Annotated in this window: 24 protein-coding genes; 14 read left to right on the forward strand and 10 right to left on the reverse strand. The window is 49.1% G+C overall.

Features of this window, described 5'->3' with window-relative positions; all coding sequences use genetic code 11:
* Positions 1-58: 58 nt before the first annotated feature.
* The 9 genes from ACKU35_RS07025 to ACKU35_RS07065 form a co-directional block, all read right to left on the reverse strand.
* Positions 59-1,435 (reverse strand): recombinase RecT, encoded by a 1,377-nt coding sequence (locus ACKU35_RS07025; protein ID WP_319764450.1) that lies wholly within the window; start codon positions 1,433-1,435, stop codon positions 59-61.
* 12 nt (positions 1,436-1,447) lie between these two features.
* On the reverse strand, positions 1,448-2,356 hold the full coding sequence (locus ACKU35_RS07030; RefSeq protein ID WP_319764451.1) for a DUF1351 domain-containing protein: 909 nt from the start codon (positions 2,354-2,356) through the stop codon (positions 1,448-1,450).
* Positions 2,346-3,005, reverse strand: a complete 660-nt coding sequence (locus ACKU35_RS07035) for a YqaJ viral recombinase family protein (protein WP_319764453.1) — start codon at positions 3,003-3,005, stop codon at positions 2,346-2,348. The genes ACKU35_RS07030 and ACKU35_RS07035 overlap by 11 nt, the downstream gene beginning before the upstream one ends.
* Complete coding sequence (locus ACKU35_RS07040; RefSeq protein ID WP_319764455.1) at positions 3,006-3,272, reverse strand: hypothetical protein; 267 nt, start codon at positions 3,270-3,272, stop codon at positions 3,006-3,008. It abuts the gene before it with no gap.
* The gene (locus ACKU35_RS07045) at positions 3,260-3,463 is read right to left on the reverse strand and encodes a hypothetical protein (RefSeq protein ID WP_319764457.1); all 204 of its coding nucleotides are present in this window, start codon (positions 3,461-3,463) and stop codon (positions 3,260-3,262) included. The genes ACKU35_RS07040 and ACKU35_RS07045 overlap by 13 nt, the downstream gene beginning before the upstream one ends.
* A complete protein-coding gene (locus tag ACKU35_RS07050; RefSeq protein ID WP_319764459.1) occupies positions 3,456-3,656 on the reverse strand; it encodes a hypothetical protein in 201 nt (66 codons plus the stop codon). The genes ACKU35_RS07045 and ACKU35_RS07050 overlap by 8 nt, the downstream gene beginning before the upstream one ends.
* Before the next feature lie 626 nt (positions 3,657-4,282).
* A complete protein-coding gene (locus ACKU35_RS07055; RefSeq protein ID WP_319764461.1) occupies positions 4,283-4,471 on the reverse strand; it encodes a hypothetical protein in 189 nt (62 codons plus the stop codon).
* Complete coding sequence (locus tag ACKU35_RS07060; RefSeq protein ID WP_319764463.1) at positions 4,461-5,750, reverse strand: hypothetical protein; 1,290 nt, start codon at positions 5,748-5,750, stop codon at positions 4,461-4,463. The genes ACKU35_RS07055 and ACKU35_RS07060 overlap by 11 nt, the downstream gene beginning before the upstream one ends.
* A 1-nt stretch (position 5,751) precedes the next feature.
* Positions 5,752-6,210: a hypothetical protein gene (locus ACKU35_RS07065; protein ID WP_319764465.1), complete on the reverse strand. Its 459-nt coding sequence runs from the start codon at positions 6,208-6,210 to the stop codon at positions 5,752-5,754.
* A 92-nt stretch (positions 6,211-6,302) separates the two neighbouring features.
* On the opposite strand from ACKU35_RS07065, the gene ACKU35_RS07070 reads away from it, so the two are divergent.
* From ACKU35_RS07070 to ACKU35_RS07135, 14 genes are all read left to right on the forward strand, one after another.
* Positions 6,303-6,518 (forward strand): helix-turn-helix transcriptional regulator, encoded by a 216-nt coding sequence (locus ACKU35_RS07070; RefSeq protein ID WP_319764467.1) that lies wholly within the window; start codon positions 6,303-6,305, stop codon positions 6,516-6,518.
* 308 nt (positions 6,519-6,826) lie between these two features.
* On the forward strand, positions 6,827-7,369 hold the full coding sequence (locus tag ACKU35_RS07075) for a hypothetical protein (protein WP_319764468.1): 543 nt from the start codon (positions 6,827-6,829) through the stop codon (positions 7,367-7,369).
* Between the two features lie 10 nt (positions 7,370-7,379).
* On the forward strand, positions 7,380-8,282 hold the full coding sequence (locus ACKU35_RS07080) for a hypothetical protein (RefSeq protein ID WP_319764470.1): 903 nt from the start codon (positions 7,380-7,382) through the stop codon (positions 8,280-8,282).
* Positions 8,283-8,286: 4 nt separating this feature from the next.
* On the forward strand, positions 8,287-8,895 hold the full coding sequence (locus ACKU35_RS07085) for a hypothetical protein (RefSeq protein WP_319764472.1): 609 nt from the start codon (positions 8,287-8,289) through the stop codon (positions 8,893-8,895).
* Positions 8,888-9,346: a hypothetical protein gene (locus tag ACKU35_RS07090; protein ID WP_319764474.1), complete on the forward strand. Its 459-nt coding sequence runs from the start codon at positions 8,888-8,890 to the stop codon at positions 9,344-9,346. The genes ACKU35_RS07085 and ACKU35_RS07090 overlap by 8 nt, the downstream gene beginning before the upstream one ends.
* Positions 9,347-9,559: 213 nt before the next feature.
* Positions 9,560-10,015, forward strand: a complete 456-nt coding sequence (locus ACKU35_RS07095; protein ID WP_319764475.1) for a RusA family crossover junction endodeoxyribonuclease — start codon at positions 9,560-9,562, stop codon at positions 10,013-10,015.
* On the forward strand, positions 10,015-10,389 hold the full coding sequence (locus ACKU35_RS07100; protein WP_319764477.1) for a hypothetical protein: 375 nt from the start codon (positions 10,015-10,017) through the stop codon (positions 10,387-10,389). The genes ACKU35_RS07095 and ACKU35_RS07100 overlap by 1 nt, the downstream gene beginning before the upstream one ends.
* Positions 10,382-10,663, forward strand: a complete 282-nt coding sequence (locus ACKU35_RS07105) for a hypothetical protein (RefSeq protein ID WP_319764479.1) — start codon at positions 10,382-10,384, stop codon at positions 10,661-10,663. The genes ACKU35_RS07100 and ACKU35_RS07105 overlap by 8 nt, the downstream gene beginning before the upstream one ends.
* 38 nt (positions 10,664-10,701) lie before the next feature.
* Positions 10,702-10,923, forward strand: a complete 222-nt coding sequence (locus ACKU35_RS07110; RefSeq protein ID WP_319764481.1) for a hypothetical protein — start codon at positions 10,702-10,704, stop codon at positions 10,921-10,923.
* Complete coding sequence (locus ACKU35_RS07115) at positions 10,920-11,051, forward strand: hypothetical protein (RefSeq protein ID WP_319764483.1); 132 nt, start codon at positions 10,920-10,922, stop codon at positions 11,049-11,051. The genes ACKU35_RS07110 and ACKU35_RS07115 overlap by 4 nt, the downstream gene beginning before the upstream one ends.
* Entirely contained in the window at positions 11,044-11,517 is a 474-nt protein-coding gene (locus ACKU35_RS07120) for a peptidase M15 (protein WP_319764484.1), read from the forward strand. Before ACKU35_RS07115 ends, ACKU35_RS07120 begins: the two co-directional genes overlap by 8 nt.
* Positions 11,514-11,714 carry a hypothetical protein gene (locus ACKU35_RS07125; RefSeq protein ID WP_319764485.1) on the forward strand — a complete coding sequence of 67 codons (201 nt, stop codon included), beginning with the start codon at positions 11,514-11,516 and terminating at the stop codon, positions 11,712-11,714. Before ACKU35_RS07120 ends, ACKU35_RS07125 begins: the two co-directional genes overlap by 4 nt.
* Positions 11,711-11,932 (forward strand): hypothetical protein, encoded by a 222-nt coding sequence (locus ACKU35_RS07130; protein WP_319764487.1) that lies wholly within the window; start codon positions 11,711-11,713, stop codon positions 11,930-11,932. Before ACKU35_RS07125 ends, ACKU35_RS07130 begins: the two co-directional genes overlap by 4 nt.
* Positions 11,929-12,564 (forward strand): hypothetical protein, encoded by a 636-nt coding sequence (locus ACKU35_RS07135; protein WP_319764489.1) that lies wholly within the window; start codon positions 11,929-11,931, stop codon positions 12,562-12,564. Before ACKU35_RS07130 ends, ACKU35_RS07135 begins: the two co-directional genes overlap by 4 nt.
* 51 nt (positions 12,565-12,615) lie before the next feature.
* Here the strand turns inward: ACKU35_RS07135 and ACKU35_RS07140 are convergent, their stop codons facing one another.
* Positions 12,616-13,188, reverse strand: a complete 573-nt coding sequence (locus tag ACKU35_RS07140; RefSeq protein ID WP_319764491.1) for a hypothetical protein — start codon at positions 13,186-13,188, stop codon at positions 12,616-12,618.
* Between the last annotated feature and the right edge of the window lie 35 nt (positions 13,189-13,223).

The following is a 13,223-nucleotide window of genomic DNA, read 5'->3' on the forward strand; positions in this document are numbered from 1 at the left end:
TCTTCCATCCTTGGGGCGGTTTCCCGCCCCTGTTGTATATGTTGTGACTGTTGATAGCTTAGTTGGTAGGGAAGACGTCGGGCAGATCAGCACCGTTTGCCAGCATGGTATATGCTTCAAGCAACTTGGTGCGGTCCTTCTTGGTCCACTGGTTCTGGCTTTTGCTGACCAACCGTTCCATGTCTTTCAGGGTTCCACCCCAAGGCCCCATAACGTCTACGAGAATCGTATTCCGGACGGATGCTTGAGAACCTTCATATTCCTCAGCCTTGTCTCCGAGGTTGGGAGAGAGGTCGGCTTCGGTGAGTTCGGTCTGAGCTTCATGTTCCACGGGCTGTTCATTCTGCTGCGGTTCTTGGTCGAAGAACTCTTCTTCTGCGGAAGGTTCAGCCTGCTCGTTCTGAACAGGTTCGCCCTGCTTGGTTTTCTGGTTAACCGGCTGAGAAGTGGGCTGCTGATCAAGCTGTTTCTGCTCAGGCTCAACATCCATGGCGGTGTCTTCCTGCTGTGCGGGTTGAGTCGGTTCGTCGTGGATCGGATCGGTATCGATGTACTGAGGAGTTCCGTCGTTAAGGATCTTGGCATTGTCTCCGGCCATGGCCTGCTGCATTTCAATGGACATGATGCCCCATTTACTTATGAGCTGGCGGATCATGGTTTTGTAGGCCATGCCATCAAAGTCTTTGTACCAAAAGGAACTGTACTTCCACATATCCCGATCAGAGACTTTGCCATCCATCAGAAGGCGGTAATCGTCGAGTTTGAAAGCAGCACTGTATGTGTCGGCATGAATTTCCATTTTCTCTTTGGGCCAGTACATTGTCTTACGAAAGCCGTTGAGAAGTTCAAACATGCAGTAATAGCCGACAGTGGGAGTGTTCTCGCGCTGCATGGTGTCCTGAATAAGTTCCACTTCAATTTCTTCAAAGAGCGGGTCGTATCTTTTCAGTTCGCCTTCTTTAATGGAAATGACGTTCATCTTTTTGTACTGGCCGGAGCGGATAGCAAGCTGAGTATATCCCTTGTAGCCGAGCTGGAAAGTTGCGGTCTTACAACCGGGCATGTTGTTGTATTCGCACTGCTTGTTGCAGAATCGCCAGTCGTTTTTTCTGCTGGGATATTTGCACATCTTCTTGTCTTTGAAGGGAACCATATAGAAGTGCCCGAGCTGAGGACTGGGGGAGAGTCCGAGGCTTTCGCCGAGAAGGGCTGCACTTACAATCGAACCGGGCTGACAAGCTGCAATTGCAGGGTTGGTCGAAACTGCCGAAACCATGGAAGCGATAAAACGATCACCGGCTTTGGTGCCGATCATGTTCTGAATGTGCTGTTTGGGGGCAGTTGAGGTGATGTATCTGGAAAAGCTCTGTGCCGGGGTCAGCTGAGGGCTGTTGCCATTTCCCTGGGGGGCCAGTGAATTTTTAGGCTGAGTCATAATCTATACTCCTTAAGCTGCTTCTTTGGTTTCAGAGGGCACGGGGCCGAAGGCGATACCATTGTTGTTCAGGAACGCTTTCAGCTGCTGAAGCTGGTCGCGGGTAGCGGTGACACGGAAGTCCACGGTTACCTGTTCGGGTTTACGCTGGACTTCTACTGGTCGACGCTGTTCTTCCTGAGCGGACTGGGTGGACTGCTGAACAGGCTTAGGTTCCGGCTTCGGCTGTGCGTTGGCTGCTGCCTGACGGGCTTTTTCGGCTTCTTCCTTCTTGACCCGTTGTTCTTCGGCGTATGCTTCACGCTTTGCTTTTTGTTCAAGGAGGCTTTTGTTTTCGGCCAGAGCTGCGGCAATGGAGAAAGTCTTCAAGTAAACCCGGATCACCTGATCTTCGAATTCGGTGTTTAATTCTTCAATGGTGGCGATTTCGGTTTCAGTAGTTGCGAAGAAGGCTTTAATTTCTTCCTCGATTTTGTTCATGGAGTAGGTCTTATTGAGCCAGCGAGAATCGAAAACACGGTCCAGACTCACCAGCTTCTTTACGCTGGATTCCTGTTCTTCCCAGAACTGCTTAATCGCGGCATGCTTTTCTTGCTTCAGGCGCTCTTCGTATCCTTTGACCTGGGCGTCGATAGCGGCCCAAGGCTTTTCAACCAGCTCAATCAGCTCCTTGACCTGCCCCTCGAATATGTTGAAAGGCTCAAGGTATTTCTTCTTCATTCTGATCCGCTCAGCGTTCATGGCTTCCCTGAATTTATTAAGGGTTTTCCTATCTTCTTTGGCGTCGCTGATAGTGTCGTCTGTGTATACGAGGTCATGATATTTCTCTGCCTTGGTCGCGATTTTTTCCTTGAGTTCTTCGTAGTTGAACTCAAGCTTTTTCGGAAAATCCTCTTCCTTGGTGAGCATCTTAATTTCCATGTGAAGGCTCCTTTATTTTTGGCAGGATCAAATCCGGCCTGGTGTCTGTTTCAACGTATCTCCAGAAAGCAAGTTCCGCTTTAAGAAGGTGGATTGTGTCGCCGATGTGGTTAGACCTTTCAAAGTGGTAGTGATTCTCGGTGATACTAACCGAGCCTCCCCACTCATTTTTTATTCTGGCTTTCAGAATGGCGAACTGTGCGCCTGTGACCAGCATGTAATGAAGCAGCTGAATGAAATAGTTTTGCGGGACCTTGTTTTTCCACTTGTCGTAGTCGGCCCCGCGTTGGACTGTGGTGGTCTTGATTTCCAGTATTCCGAGTCTCCCGGCCTGATCCCAAAGCATGCCGTCAAGGGAAGCTTGCAACTGAGGGTAAACAGGGTGCTGGAGAACAACATTTTCTTCGTGCTTAACTCTGAATTCCGGGTAATCCAGCTTGAACATTTCCCGCATAAGAGGTTCACAAGCCACGCCGTACTTGACGCATTCCTTGTCGGAAATATCTTCGTCTTCCCGGCGTCCGGTCTTCTCTTCCCAGAGTTCGACGTTTGTCTTCCACTGGCTGAGGCCGAGAGCTACGGAAGCATCGGAGCCGCCGAGCCCTTTTCTGCGGGCCTCAAGCCATTCTTTGCGGGTGGGGGTGGTCATTTAAGCGGCTCCGTCCAAAACTTCACCCGCAGCAACAGCCCGTTCCACGTAATCCACGAATTCCAGAGGACTGAAGAGCTTACACTTATCAGCACGGGCATTGCCGTAAACAACCGGAACAGTCGGAGCGCCGACCTTCTTCATTAGCTCGTTCAGGGCTTTGCACTGACCTTTCTGGATGCCGGCACAAGGTCCGTCGAAGCTCTGGCACTCATTACAGTACCGCTCCACCAGGCCGTTACCGAGAATTTCAATTAAGCTGCCCATGATTCCTCCCTTTCCAGTTCTGCGCGGGCTTCCGCACGTTCTTCCGCTGCTTCGTCGCGATAGTATTCGTCACGTTCCATGTCTTCACGGAGTTCGAGGTATTCCTCTTCGGAGTACCAACGGCCTCTGAAAAGAACTTCCCCGGTGTAATCGTCCCGGCGAAGATTCGAAAAAGTCATGAGGTTATCCATGAATCCTCCGGGGGCCTTCGACATTACCTTTGTAGGCTGCTCCAGCCTTGGTCAGAGCGTAGACGCCCAGGCGGTCGCAAAGCACGTCTGCTTTATCGAGGTTGTCCTTTGAGGGATTCTCAACAGAATCCAGAACCGCCTTCTCTGTTATGGCTCTCAAGTACAGAGCCGAAAATTTTTCTAAAGCATCCATCTTGTCCACCCTCCAATCAGAACTCCGTAAATGATCCCGACTGTCAGTAATTCAAAAAGCAGAAGTATTGACCATGCCGCAATCCGCATGCTGACCTCCGGCTTTGTTTGGGGTTAATTGGGACTTGGCAAGCGACCTTATAAACCTGCCAAGCCCCGTTCCTTAATTGCTGCCTCGAACCCTGTGAGGGTGGCGGGACCGGGGAAAGTCCCGCCGAAACCCATTATGGAGGTGTGATGAGTGATAGACACACGAGGGGTGTATGCCTTCACAGAGTCCGAAGCGGTTTCTGACTTTTTTCGCATGGGGTACGGAGGTTGAGTCAGAAAGAAATCAAAGATCCAAAAGCAAATTCAGATAATTAAGTTAGAGTGTTGAGTTATTAAGTTTTTCTAAATAGCTGGCCGACATTCGTGCCGGTCAGTTGCCACAACCATTTGGGAAATTTGAACATATCCAACAACTGCCTAAATCGTTACCCGCGTACTGGCCGGACATCGTCGCGACGGATTCGGCGGGGCGTGTTTCGCTGTCGTTGAGGAAATGATACCAAATGGCATTCTTGTGTCAACATAAAATTCCATATGGCATTCGAGTGGGCAAAAAAAATCCCCGCCGGAGCGGGGTTATCTGCTTGCTAATTCTTCTTCGACTTTCTTGCGTATTTTTTGTGAAAGATTGCGGGCAAATTTATTGGGATCAGTACTTTCGTCGTCAACCATACGTCTATTCGCTAATTGCGGAAAGTAGTCGGCTTTTACGTCTTCCCACGATCGGTATTTTTTGGTTTCATTTTTGGAGTTATTATTCTGCATTTTTATCTCCAAAGTAGTTTTGGAAAAAGTGGTGATTTAAACTTGGGTCAAAGTAATGTTTTCGTTTGATCCAAACAAAACCATCACCTTTAGTGATTATGGCCACGTCGGTTGGACCGCCTACACTCTCACGATCAAAAGACATTCGTCTTTTAATACCTGTTAAGTTTACCAACGTTTCAGCAAAAAGCGCAAGTTCTGATTTTGGTAGTATGCTAACAATTTTTAAAATTGGTCCGACGTGATTATCATATTTATATTTATGAATTTCGTCATGAAAGCTGTCGGTTAGTTTCTTTTCATATGACTTGGCAAACTCTCTGATATTATTAGCTTGCTCTCCATTCTGAGATTCGACACTTTGAGCACTTTCGTTAAGCATTGATGTAAAGTCATTGATCATATTGTAAAAAAGACTTTGAATCATACTTTCAAAATGGGGGTGTACGCCCGCTGTAAAAACTTCGATCATGTCTCTTTGCGCAAAAGCCATTAGGTCTGAGGGCGTTTTATGACTAATTTGGCTTTCTAAGTCATCTATCCAGTGTAAATTTCCTCTTAAGGAGAGTCCCACTTTGAACGAAGATACTGCTGGAAAAAACTGATCTTCTCCAAATCCAGCAACAACGACCCCAGAATACGAAGGTTCGAATGTTGTCTTGGAAAATAACGCGTAGGCAGCGGCTTTAAATTTGATGTAAAGATCTGAAATTTGAGAGCTGAAAGGTTCAATTTGTTTGTATGCTTCGTTAATACTGGCAGCGTATGTGGAACAAAATTCTTCTTCTGAAAAAGAGTTGGTGATAGGAGCATTGTGTTGTTGCTTAAGTATCTCAAATTCGTCCAAAAGAACTTCACACACAATCGTATCGACCTCTTCTTTTGAAAGAGAATCTTTTTTATTTGCTTCCCGGTCTACGTAAGCCCCCGCTTTGTTGAGGGCTTGAGAAATGAAAGAATCTAACCCGAAATATACGTTAGCGGCTTCGTTCTCGGTGTCGCAGGGCAGTCCCTGTAGAAAGAGTCTGAATTCTTGAGCATACTCAGCTACCGTCGAAAAATGTTTTGTCCCTATTCGATCTCGAAAAACCTTGATAATTGTTTCCCATGGAGTGCCCATAAAATTGGCAGCTGAGTATACCATTATCCCTACAGGGTGATGTTTGGAGAGGGTAAAAATTTTTTCTGCTGTTGGGAATATTTTATGCTGGCTGCTTACAGCACTGTCTGCAGCAAGTGCAACGGCTGTTTTATTTAATATTGCGATTTCTGTAGTCACGCTAACTCCCCTTTTGCTTTGCCGCTGCTTTCTTCATAACAATCTTAGGGTTCTGGTCTGTTTGATTGCATATCTGGTATACTATTTCAGCGGGAACCGGTTCCTCTCCGGAAAGAATCTTTTTCAATTCTTCTTCCTTTCTTCCAATACTGCGGGCCATATCTGAAAAAGATATGTCACTGTATTCAATATCTTCCAATAAAATTTTTGCAATGGCGACATCAAAGGCAGATCGAGGGCGCGCGGGCTCGATCTCTTCGGCGTCGCTGAACACTATGCGAGCCCCAATTGCATCAAGTAGATGACTCAATTTTTCAAAGTCAGGGGCGCGTTGTTCTGCAAGCCATCGCGTAAGCGTGACCGGATTCATATCCGCATATTCCGCAAGGGCTCTTGCGCTGGAAAAGCGTTTGACGATGGTCTGCCTTAATCCCTCAAGTGTGTCTTCGTATATTCCCATAATTATTTATAGATACCAAAAGGTATCATTTTTAGCTGCTTCCATACGGTTGTTTGTTGACCTTTTGTAGTGCCATACGGTATCATTGCGGCATGAACATCAAAGAAGACCTCAAAAAATTCTTGGAAGACACCGGCTGGACGGCTGCGAAGCTTGCAAATGAGGCGAATATTTCGGCCCCGGTAATCACTCGCTTTTTAAGTGGAGCTCGTAAGGGGCTTCATTCGTCCACCCTCGAAAAACTCTGGCCCTACCTCTACGGCGACAAACGCCCGAAACCCGAAACTAAACACGACCAGGCGGCGTAACCAATTACGCCCGAAGGTATTCGTGCGTCCAAATTTCAAAGAAACGGCAATACCCCCTGGCTCCGCACGATTGGCAACTCAAGTCGTTTCGCAGCGTTTGAAATCGCCAGATCGTGGGAATCAGAAAGGGATACGTCGGAGCACAGTCGCTCCCGGTGCCACTTGATGTGACCTTGATGAATGATTGCAACCGTCAGCAGGAGCCCTTTTTCGTCGTGCTGGACGCGGACCCGCGCTGAGGCTGCATTGTGTGGATTGCGGTCCATGATGAATACATAACTTAAACTCAGAATAGAGGTAACGAGTAGATGAGAAAGAAATACTCGCTTGAGTCGTGGGAGATAATGGACGAAGCCAAGTCTGTGCTCAAGGACCGCGCACTTTCAAAAGCAATCGGCCTATCAATCCCCCAGACAAATAAATATTGCGCTAACCCGGAGTGTACCGAAGATACTCATCCAAACCCGTTGGACCGCACTTCAGGGATGATCGTGAAGTTGTGTGAGTCGGGGGGAGCGAAGGGTCGTGAAGTCGCTAAGCTGGCATTGAATTATCTTGCTTGTGATTGTGGTTTCAAGGTTGTGGATGCAAACAGGCCCAAACCCGTCACAGACGAACCCCGGGCCGAATTCCTGGAGATTTTTAACCGGGTCAATGAGCTGCAGACGTCAGCCCAGAACCACGAAGATCCGCTCATAGTCGACTCGTATGCGTCCAAGGTAAAAGATACCACGGACGCTTTTATTGTGCGCTACATGGCCGATTACCGTGAGCGTGATGGCCGAGTCCGTTTTTCCAAAAAAACAGAACCCCTGTCAGCATGGCAGCGGTTTAAGCAGTGGTTTGGGTAGGGGAATTGGCATGACTGGCTGGATCAGACTCCATAGGTCGCTTGCAGAGTGGGAATGGTACACCGATTCCAAGACTCTTCATCTGTTCTTACACCTACTCATAAAAGCGAACCACAAACCTGCCAAACACAGAGGAACTGTGATTGAACGAGGCCAGCTTTTGACTGGCCGTAAGCAGCTCGCTTCTGAAACAGGGATTTCAGAGCAATCAATACGCACAGCACTTAATCGCCTAAAATCAACCAACGAAATAACCATCAAATCAACCAGCAAGCACAGCGTTGTAACTGTCTGTAATTACGATAAATACCAAACTCCAGAAGAAGGAGTTAACCAGCAAAATAACCAACCAGCTAACCAACAACTAACCAACGATCAACCAGCAACTAACCACAAACAAGAATGTAAAGAAGATTTAAATACATTGGGGTGTGGGGATCGCGCGCGCGTTGATCCTCCTGCCGCCTCTTCGCCCGAAAACCGCCCCCAAGAACCACCTCCGCAATCAGGTCCAAAACACACAGACAGCCCGAGCAAATCCAGACCGTCCTATCAGGGCTTTAAATCCTGCTGGCAGGTTTACCCGCTCAAGCAGGACGAAGAGGCCGCTTGGTGCGAATGGTGCCGACTCGAAGACAAGCAGTTGCTTCCAGACCCGTGGATGGTTCGTGAAGCCATCATCCTGCTGACTCAGGAAGACGACAAGTTTCAGCGTGGGTACCTCGTTACTTTCGCCAAGTGGCTCAAAGGCAAGAGGTGGAACGACGAACCTTTCCAGAAACCCGCACAGCAGAACGGAGGACCGCCGGGAATACCCCAAGGCGGACAAGGCAAGGTGGTCCGCATGACCAGAGATCAGGCAGTGCATCAGGAGAATTACGAATCGAATCAACGCTTAATGCTGGAGGATTAGCAGCATGAATTGGCAGAACAAACAGGAACGGGCTCAATTTCTCGCAGCGTTCACCGCGCTTTCGGAAATGCATGGCAAGGCTTTCTCGGACAACATGAAGAAATTCTATTTTTCGTGTTTTGAGAAATACGACATTGCCGTGGTGGTTGAAGCAATGCGCAAGTCAACCATGTCTCTCAAGTTCTTCCCCAAGCCGGTTGAGCTGGTTGAGCTCATCGAAGGACCGAAGGAAGACGTCACTGTCACGGCTGAGTTGTGGGCGGACAGAGTTCTCGAAGCAGCAAGCAAGCACGGCAGGAATGCAAACCCTCAATTCTCTGACCCTGTGGTCAACGCCGTTATCAAGAACAGGTTCGGAAGTTGGGGAGCTGTTTGCAATTCCCCAATCAAGGACCGCATCTGGTTCGAAAAGAAATTTGTGAAGAGCTACGTCGAATACGCTGAGCGCGGCATTGAACTCCATGAGCCGGTCAAAGGGCTAAGGGGAACCACTCAGCCCATCATGATTGGCGAAGGTGGACAGGCTTTGCAGGCTATCTCCTCCGGTAATCAGAACCGACTCAAGGGGTTGGTGTCCAATCTCGCAGCACAGAAGGCGGTGGGAAATGTTTGATCACGAGTTCGACGACTTCTGGGAACAGATCCACCTGACCTTCGGCATTGATCCCAACTCGAAGAGCAAACGGGACGCCAAGAACTTTGCTTTTCAGAGCGTGAAGGAAATCCCCGGCGAGGTGCTGGAGATTGCCAAGGATCAAATTGCTACTCTGGACAGTTTACCGCGGAACATCGTTAAGCAGGTCCACCACGCTTGGAGTAAGTGGAAGATACGCAATCCTGATCGGATTGTTCGTGAGCAGGGAGAAGAGGATCATCCGAAGTGCCCGTTCTGCGAAGATGGAAATATCTTCGTTATCAGCCGTAAGCGCGGTTGTGCGCCGAGGACTACGTTCTTTGCCTGCGGACATTGCAGGGTAGGCGGGTCTACGCGGGAAGAAATCGAAAGAATAGGCTGGGAAATAACCAACCCGAAGCGGGTACGGCAGGTCACTCATGCTGCTTAGCCCCGCTAGACTTTTGTAGACCATGACGATTGAGGAAATGAAAACCAGACACCCGGATTTCTGCAACAATCATTGCTGTTGCCGATGTTCAGGCGAGAACGCACGAGGTTGGTGCTACGGAGTGGATAGACCCGACGGGCAGTGCGTGTGGAGCCGGGAAGCGATAACGAAATATCTCTGCGAAAAGCGGATTGAACTTAGGAGGCCGATTAGATGCAAGTTTTAAAATTCACTATCCCCATCACCCCAGTAGCTCAGAAAAGAGCACGTCACGCCGTTAGAGGCAAGCATGCCTGCGCATACAAGCACAAAGATCAGAGGTCAGCAGAGCAGGTGCTGAACACATTTCTCAAGGATTTTCAGCCGACGCAGCCGCTCACAGGTCCGCTGGTGCTGGGAGTACGTGCTTTTCTCCCCATTCCCAAGTCCAAACCTAAGAAATTTAAGGCGGCGGCTCAGGCGGGCGAAATAAGGCCTATAGTCAAGCCCGATATGGACAACGTGCTTAAGCATATCAAGGACTGCATGAGTCAGATGCGTTACTGGGGCGACGATAAGCAGGTCGTGGAGTATCTGCCCGGAACCGGGAAATACTACAGCGATCAGCCGCGATGGGAGATTGAACTTAGGCCGTGGGTGCCTGATATGAAGCCGCTGGAGGAGGCGTGATGGAAACTAAACCGCCTCTTGGCATAATGCCTCGCAAGCTTCATGACGAGTCCCGCCTGAAAGCGCTTTATTTAGCCGCAGCTCGATATAACCAGGCCGAGAAAACAGTTCCTGCCGAATGGGCAGATGAAATGCTTGAGCTTGAAGTCTCGCTGGAGCTCCACGAATGGAAGCCCAAGACACTGGAGGAAAGGCTTTTGGGTGTCTTGTTTGATTTTTTCAAGGCTTTGGCATTCATTGCCCTCGCCTATCTCTTCGCTTGCTACGCACTGTCACTGGCCGGGGAGTCTCCACCTTTGACGACATTGGTCATGGCGGCATCGTATGCGGTCCTGAAGGGAGTGAGGGAGTGGTGGGAGAGTCGACATGCCTAACACCCCGGAGAGAGGTTCATATATTTTCGTACAGACCTCTGCTGAGTTCTGGAGATACATCAACGCAGAATGGTGGAGCGACAGTGTGCCACTTGAGGCACGAACTTGCGGATTTCTGCTTGAGAAGGGAGTTCCCTTGTCTCCTGTGTTTGGAGGTGGAGGACAGATGCAGCTTAGGCTCGGATACAAGCTAACCGTAGAGGATGTACCGAGTCTGCACGGCATTAAATACACATGGGAGAAGGTCACATGCCTAACACCCTGCACAACATAACTACGACCGTTTATGAAATTTTGGAGAGAAATTAATCCATGGCACTTTTTGAGCTAAATGAAGACACAAAAAAGATACTGGGGATGCCTAACTTCCGATGCGGAGGTCTTGCCCAACTTTTAAGAGGCAAAGGTCATGAGATTCCCTATAAAGCCAGGGAGGAACAGTCATACGTGATTTATTGGATGCTCGAGCTTTATGAAAAGCATGGGCCAGATTGGAGATTTAAGGCTATGAAATATCTGGAGGAAGGGAAATGACGAGTTTTCAAATTAAACAAATGCTTCAGTTTCGCTTTCTGCGGAACGCAACAGGTGGACAGAAGGGAGTCAAGCGGCTGTTTTGGCTCGGAATGCATGACGAACTCAAGGAGATGAACCGTGTCTAGACTCTACATCCCCAAACATTTCAGAATCGAAGAACTAGTTTACCCCGGCTTTTACGAAGCCCACAAACACCGTGACAATCTGATCTGGTTGGCGTTTGACGTCCGAGTTCTTAAGACCGCTGACCGGCTGCGCGAGAGATACGGCAAGATGACCGTCAATAACTGGTGCTGGGGCGGTGATCGTACAGAGTCTGGCTTGCGGGCTATGAACACCAGTACAGGAGCTGCACTCAGTCAGCATAAGTTCGGGCGGGCCCTGGATTGTATTTTCCATGATTGCACGGCGGAGGAAGTAAGGGCGGATATGCGGAAAGAGGAAATACTGGAGCCTAACAATATGTGGGGTGGCCAGCCTTGCTTTGACCTCATCACCTGCATCGAGGAATTCCCCGGCATGAGCTGGTTTCATTTTGACGTCAGGAACCGGGACACAAACAAGTATGGCGTTAAGGTGGTGGGGAAGTGAAATTTATCGAAGTCGACGTCTACATGCTCGACCCCACCGAATACGGTTGGCTGTGGCTATGCGGCAAGAATACCGCACAGCTCGGACTTACGCAGCGGATCAAGGAATACTGGCTGCTAGGGATTTCCGTCGCTCTGACGTTTGAGACTACGGAGAAGGAAGCCAAGGATTTTGTGAAGAAGGAGATTGGGAAGTGAGTCAGGAATCCTCAATAGCTCCACGAGCCACCGAGATAGTCCGGACATACGGCTCAATTGAGAAACGGTTCGGTATCGGTGTGAGACTAGTGAAAAAATACGAAGACGAAGGAGCCCCGATTGTCCGTGATGATCGGGGCGTTCCCAGCTGTGAGATGTGGGAGCTTTGGTGCTGGATCAGGAAACGGGCTGAGAAACGGAAGGAGAAGCGGGGATGATGAAGAGTGTAGGTCTTTCAGGTGGCAAAAGTTGGTGCGGTATTGAGTTCAAAGTTTCCGAACAGGCACTTGAATTCCTGGAGCGTCAGTGCAGGATTCCCCGAAGCAAAAAGAAGCGGATACGGCGCAAGTGGTTAAAGAAATATGGGGTGTTGAAGATTGAGAAGCCCGCTTGTTATCAGGTGGGCGGACCTAACGGGTTGCTGATTATGCATCCTGAGATTGCGCGTAGGGTAGAAGCGGAAATGCATCGGCAGCAGGTAGAGATGTTCAACGAGATGTTGGATAAGACTTTGTTTCATGACATGGCGGCAATAGTGCCTAAGACTATGCTGGTCAGCACTTCTGATCCGGTCGGTGAGCGTTTCTCTTCTTTTGACGAGCTGACCGAGAAAGCTATGAGCACTATTGCCGCCTCAGTTGAGCAGGAGGTGCTTAATAAAAGCACGCTCCTTGACGCGATAGTGCAGGCAAAGAAGATACTCGAAGAAGAGGAATCGCCTATCGACTGGGACTCTTATCCCTCCGGACCTATCCCGCGCTTATTCGAACCCTATGGACCGAATAAGGATCGGTTTGAGACGAAGGAAAGGGGAGGGGGGCATTGGCGGTATCGGTTTAAGTTGGGCTAGTGGAAGGGGGTTAAGTTCTGGCCGTGGAATAAGCGGGCAATTGACTAGGGTTTACTTCGCAAACCTGACGTCAGGTGTATTTCTGCCGTCTGGGAATACGTGGACAATGGCACCGAATAAAGCGCCAACGTCACCCACGTCAATTCCAAGCTTGTTACTTGCCGCGATACCTTCAATGTCATAAATCTCACCACGCATCTTACGCCAGAAAGTAGTACTCAGCTCAGCGTGTATGCAATGTCTATTGCTTTCGCGTTGGGCTTTTTTGAATTGTTTAATATGTTCGTGAGGGTATCCAGTTGAGTAGTGAACAAGTTCAGAATCAAGCGTGATTAAGCCCATCTCATCGCCCACCCTTTCCATTCTCTGGCCTAGCCCAAGCAGAAACATCGCTCTTTCGCTGGGAATATTGTACGTGAAGCCGTATCCGCCAGTAAATGTGAGTGTCGAAGGGAAGGAAGAAGTCTTAGGCGGAGGGCCAGGATTCACATGGGCGAAAGCGCGGGCACTTTCATGAATCTGGTATTTCCACTCGGATTCGAGTTGTCCGAGTGTGAAGATTGCTTTTTTTACTGCATCATTTATCCACATAGCTACCTCTCCCTGCGCGTAGGAGCCTATCAAGAACACCCACCGCTCGGCTATCACATAAAACCGGA

The sequence above is a fragment of the Maridesulfovibrio sp. genome, assembly GCF_963676065.1.
In the GTDB taxonomy this organism is placed as follows: Bacteria; Desulfobacterota; Desulfovibrionia; order Desulfovibrionales; family Desulfovibrionaceae; genus Maridesulfovibrio.

Bases quoted from the DNA above. Each gene is read 5' to 3' on its own strand.
- ACKU35_RS07025 (WP_319764450.1), bottom strand. From the start codon at position 1,435: ATGACTCAGCCTAAAAATTCACTGGCCCCCCAGGGAAATGGCAACAGC.
- ACKU35_RS07030 (WP_319764451.1), bottom strand. From the start codon at position 2,356: ATGGAAATTAAGATGCTCACCAAGGAAGAGGATTTTCCGAAAAAGCTT.
- ACKU35_RS07035 (WP_319764453.1), bottom strand. From the start codon at position 3,005: ATGACCACCCCCACCCGCAAAGAATGGCTTGAGGCCCGCAGAAAAGGG.
- ACKU35_RS07040 (WP_319764455.1), bottom strand. From the start codon at position 3,272: ATGGGCAGCTTAATTGAAATTCTCGGTAACGGCCTGGTGGAGCGGTAC.
- ACKU35_RS07045 (WP_319764457.1), bottom strand. From the start codon at position 3,463: ATGGATAACCTCATGACTTTTTCGAATCTTCGCCGGGACGATTACACC.
- ACKU35_RS07050 (WP_319764459.1), bottom strand. From the start codon at position 3,656: ATGGATGCTTTAGAAAAATTTTCGGCTCTGTACTTGAGAGCCATAACA.
- ACKU35_RS07055 (WP_319764461.1), bottom strand. From the start codon at position 4,471: ATGCAGAATAATAACTCCAAAAATGAAACCAAAAAATACCGATCGTGG.
- ACKU35_RS07065 (WP_319764465.1), bottom strand. From the start codon at position 6,210: ATGGGAATATACGAAGACACACTTGAGGGATTAAGGCAGACCATCGTC.
- ACKU35_RS07070 (WP_319764467.1), top strand. From the start codon at position 6,303: ATGAACATCAAAGAAGACCTCAAAAAATTCTTGGAAGACACCGGCTGG.
- ACKU35_RS07075 (WP_319764468.1), top strand. From the start codon at position 6,827: ATGAGAAAGAAATACTCGCTTGAGTCGTGGGAGATAATGGACGAAGCC.
- ACKU35_RS07080 (WP_319764470.1), top strand. From the start codon at position 7,380: ATGACTGGCTGGATCAGACTCCATAGGTCGCTTGCAGAGTGGGAATGG.
- ACKU35_RS07085 (WP_319764472.1), top strand. From the start codon at position 8,287: ATGAATTGGCAGAACAAACAGGAACGGGCTCAATTTCTCGCAGCGTTC.
- ACKU35_RS07090 (WP_319764474.1), top strand. From the start codon at position 8,888: ATGTTTGATCACGAGTTCGACGACTTCTGGGAACAGATCCACCTGACC.
- ACKU35_RS07095 (WP_319764475.1), top strand. From the start codon at position 9,560: ATGCAAGTTTTAAAATTCACTATCCCCATCACCCCAGTAGCTCAGAAA.
- ACKU35_RS07100 (WP_319764477.1), top strand. From the start codon at position 10,015: ATGGAAACTAAACCGCCTCTTGGCATAATGCCTCGCAAGCTTCATGAC.
- ACKU35_RS07105 (WP_319764479.1), top strand. From the start codon at position 10,382: ATGCCTAACACCCCGGAGAGAGGTTCATATATTTTCGTACAGACCTCT.
- ACKU35_RS07110 (WP_319764481.1), top strand. From the start codon at position 10,702: ATGGCACTTTTTGAGCTAAATGAAGACACAAAAAAGATACTGGGGATG.
- ACKU35_RS07115 (WP_319764483.1), top strand. From the start codon at position 10,920: ATGACGAGTTTTCAAATTAAACAAATGCTTCAGTTTCGCTTTCTGCGG.
- ACKU35_RS07135 (WP_319764489.1), top strand. From the start codon at position 11,929: ATGATGAAGAGTGTAGGTCTTTCAGGTGGCAAAAGTTGGTGCGGTATT.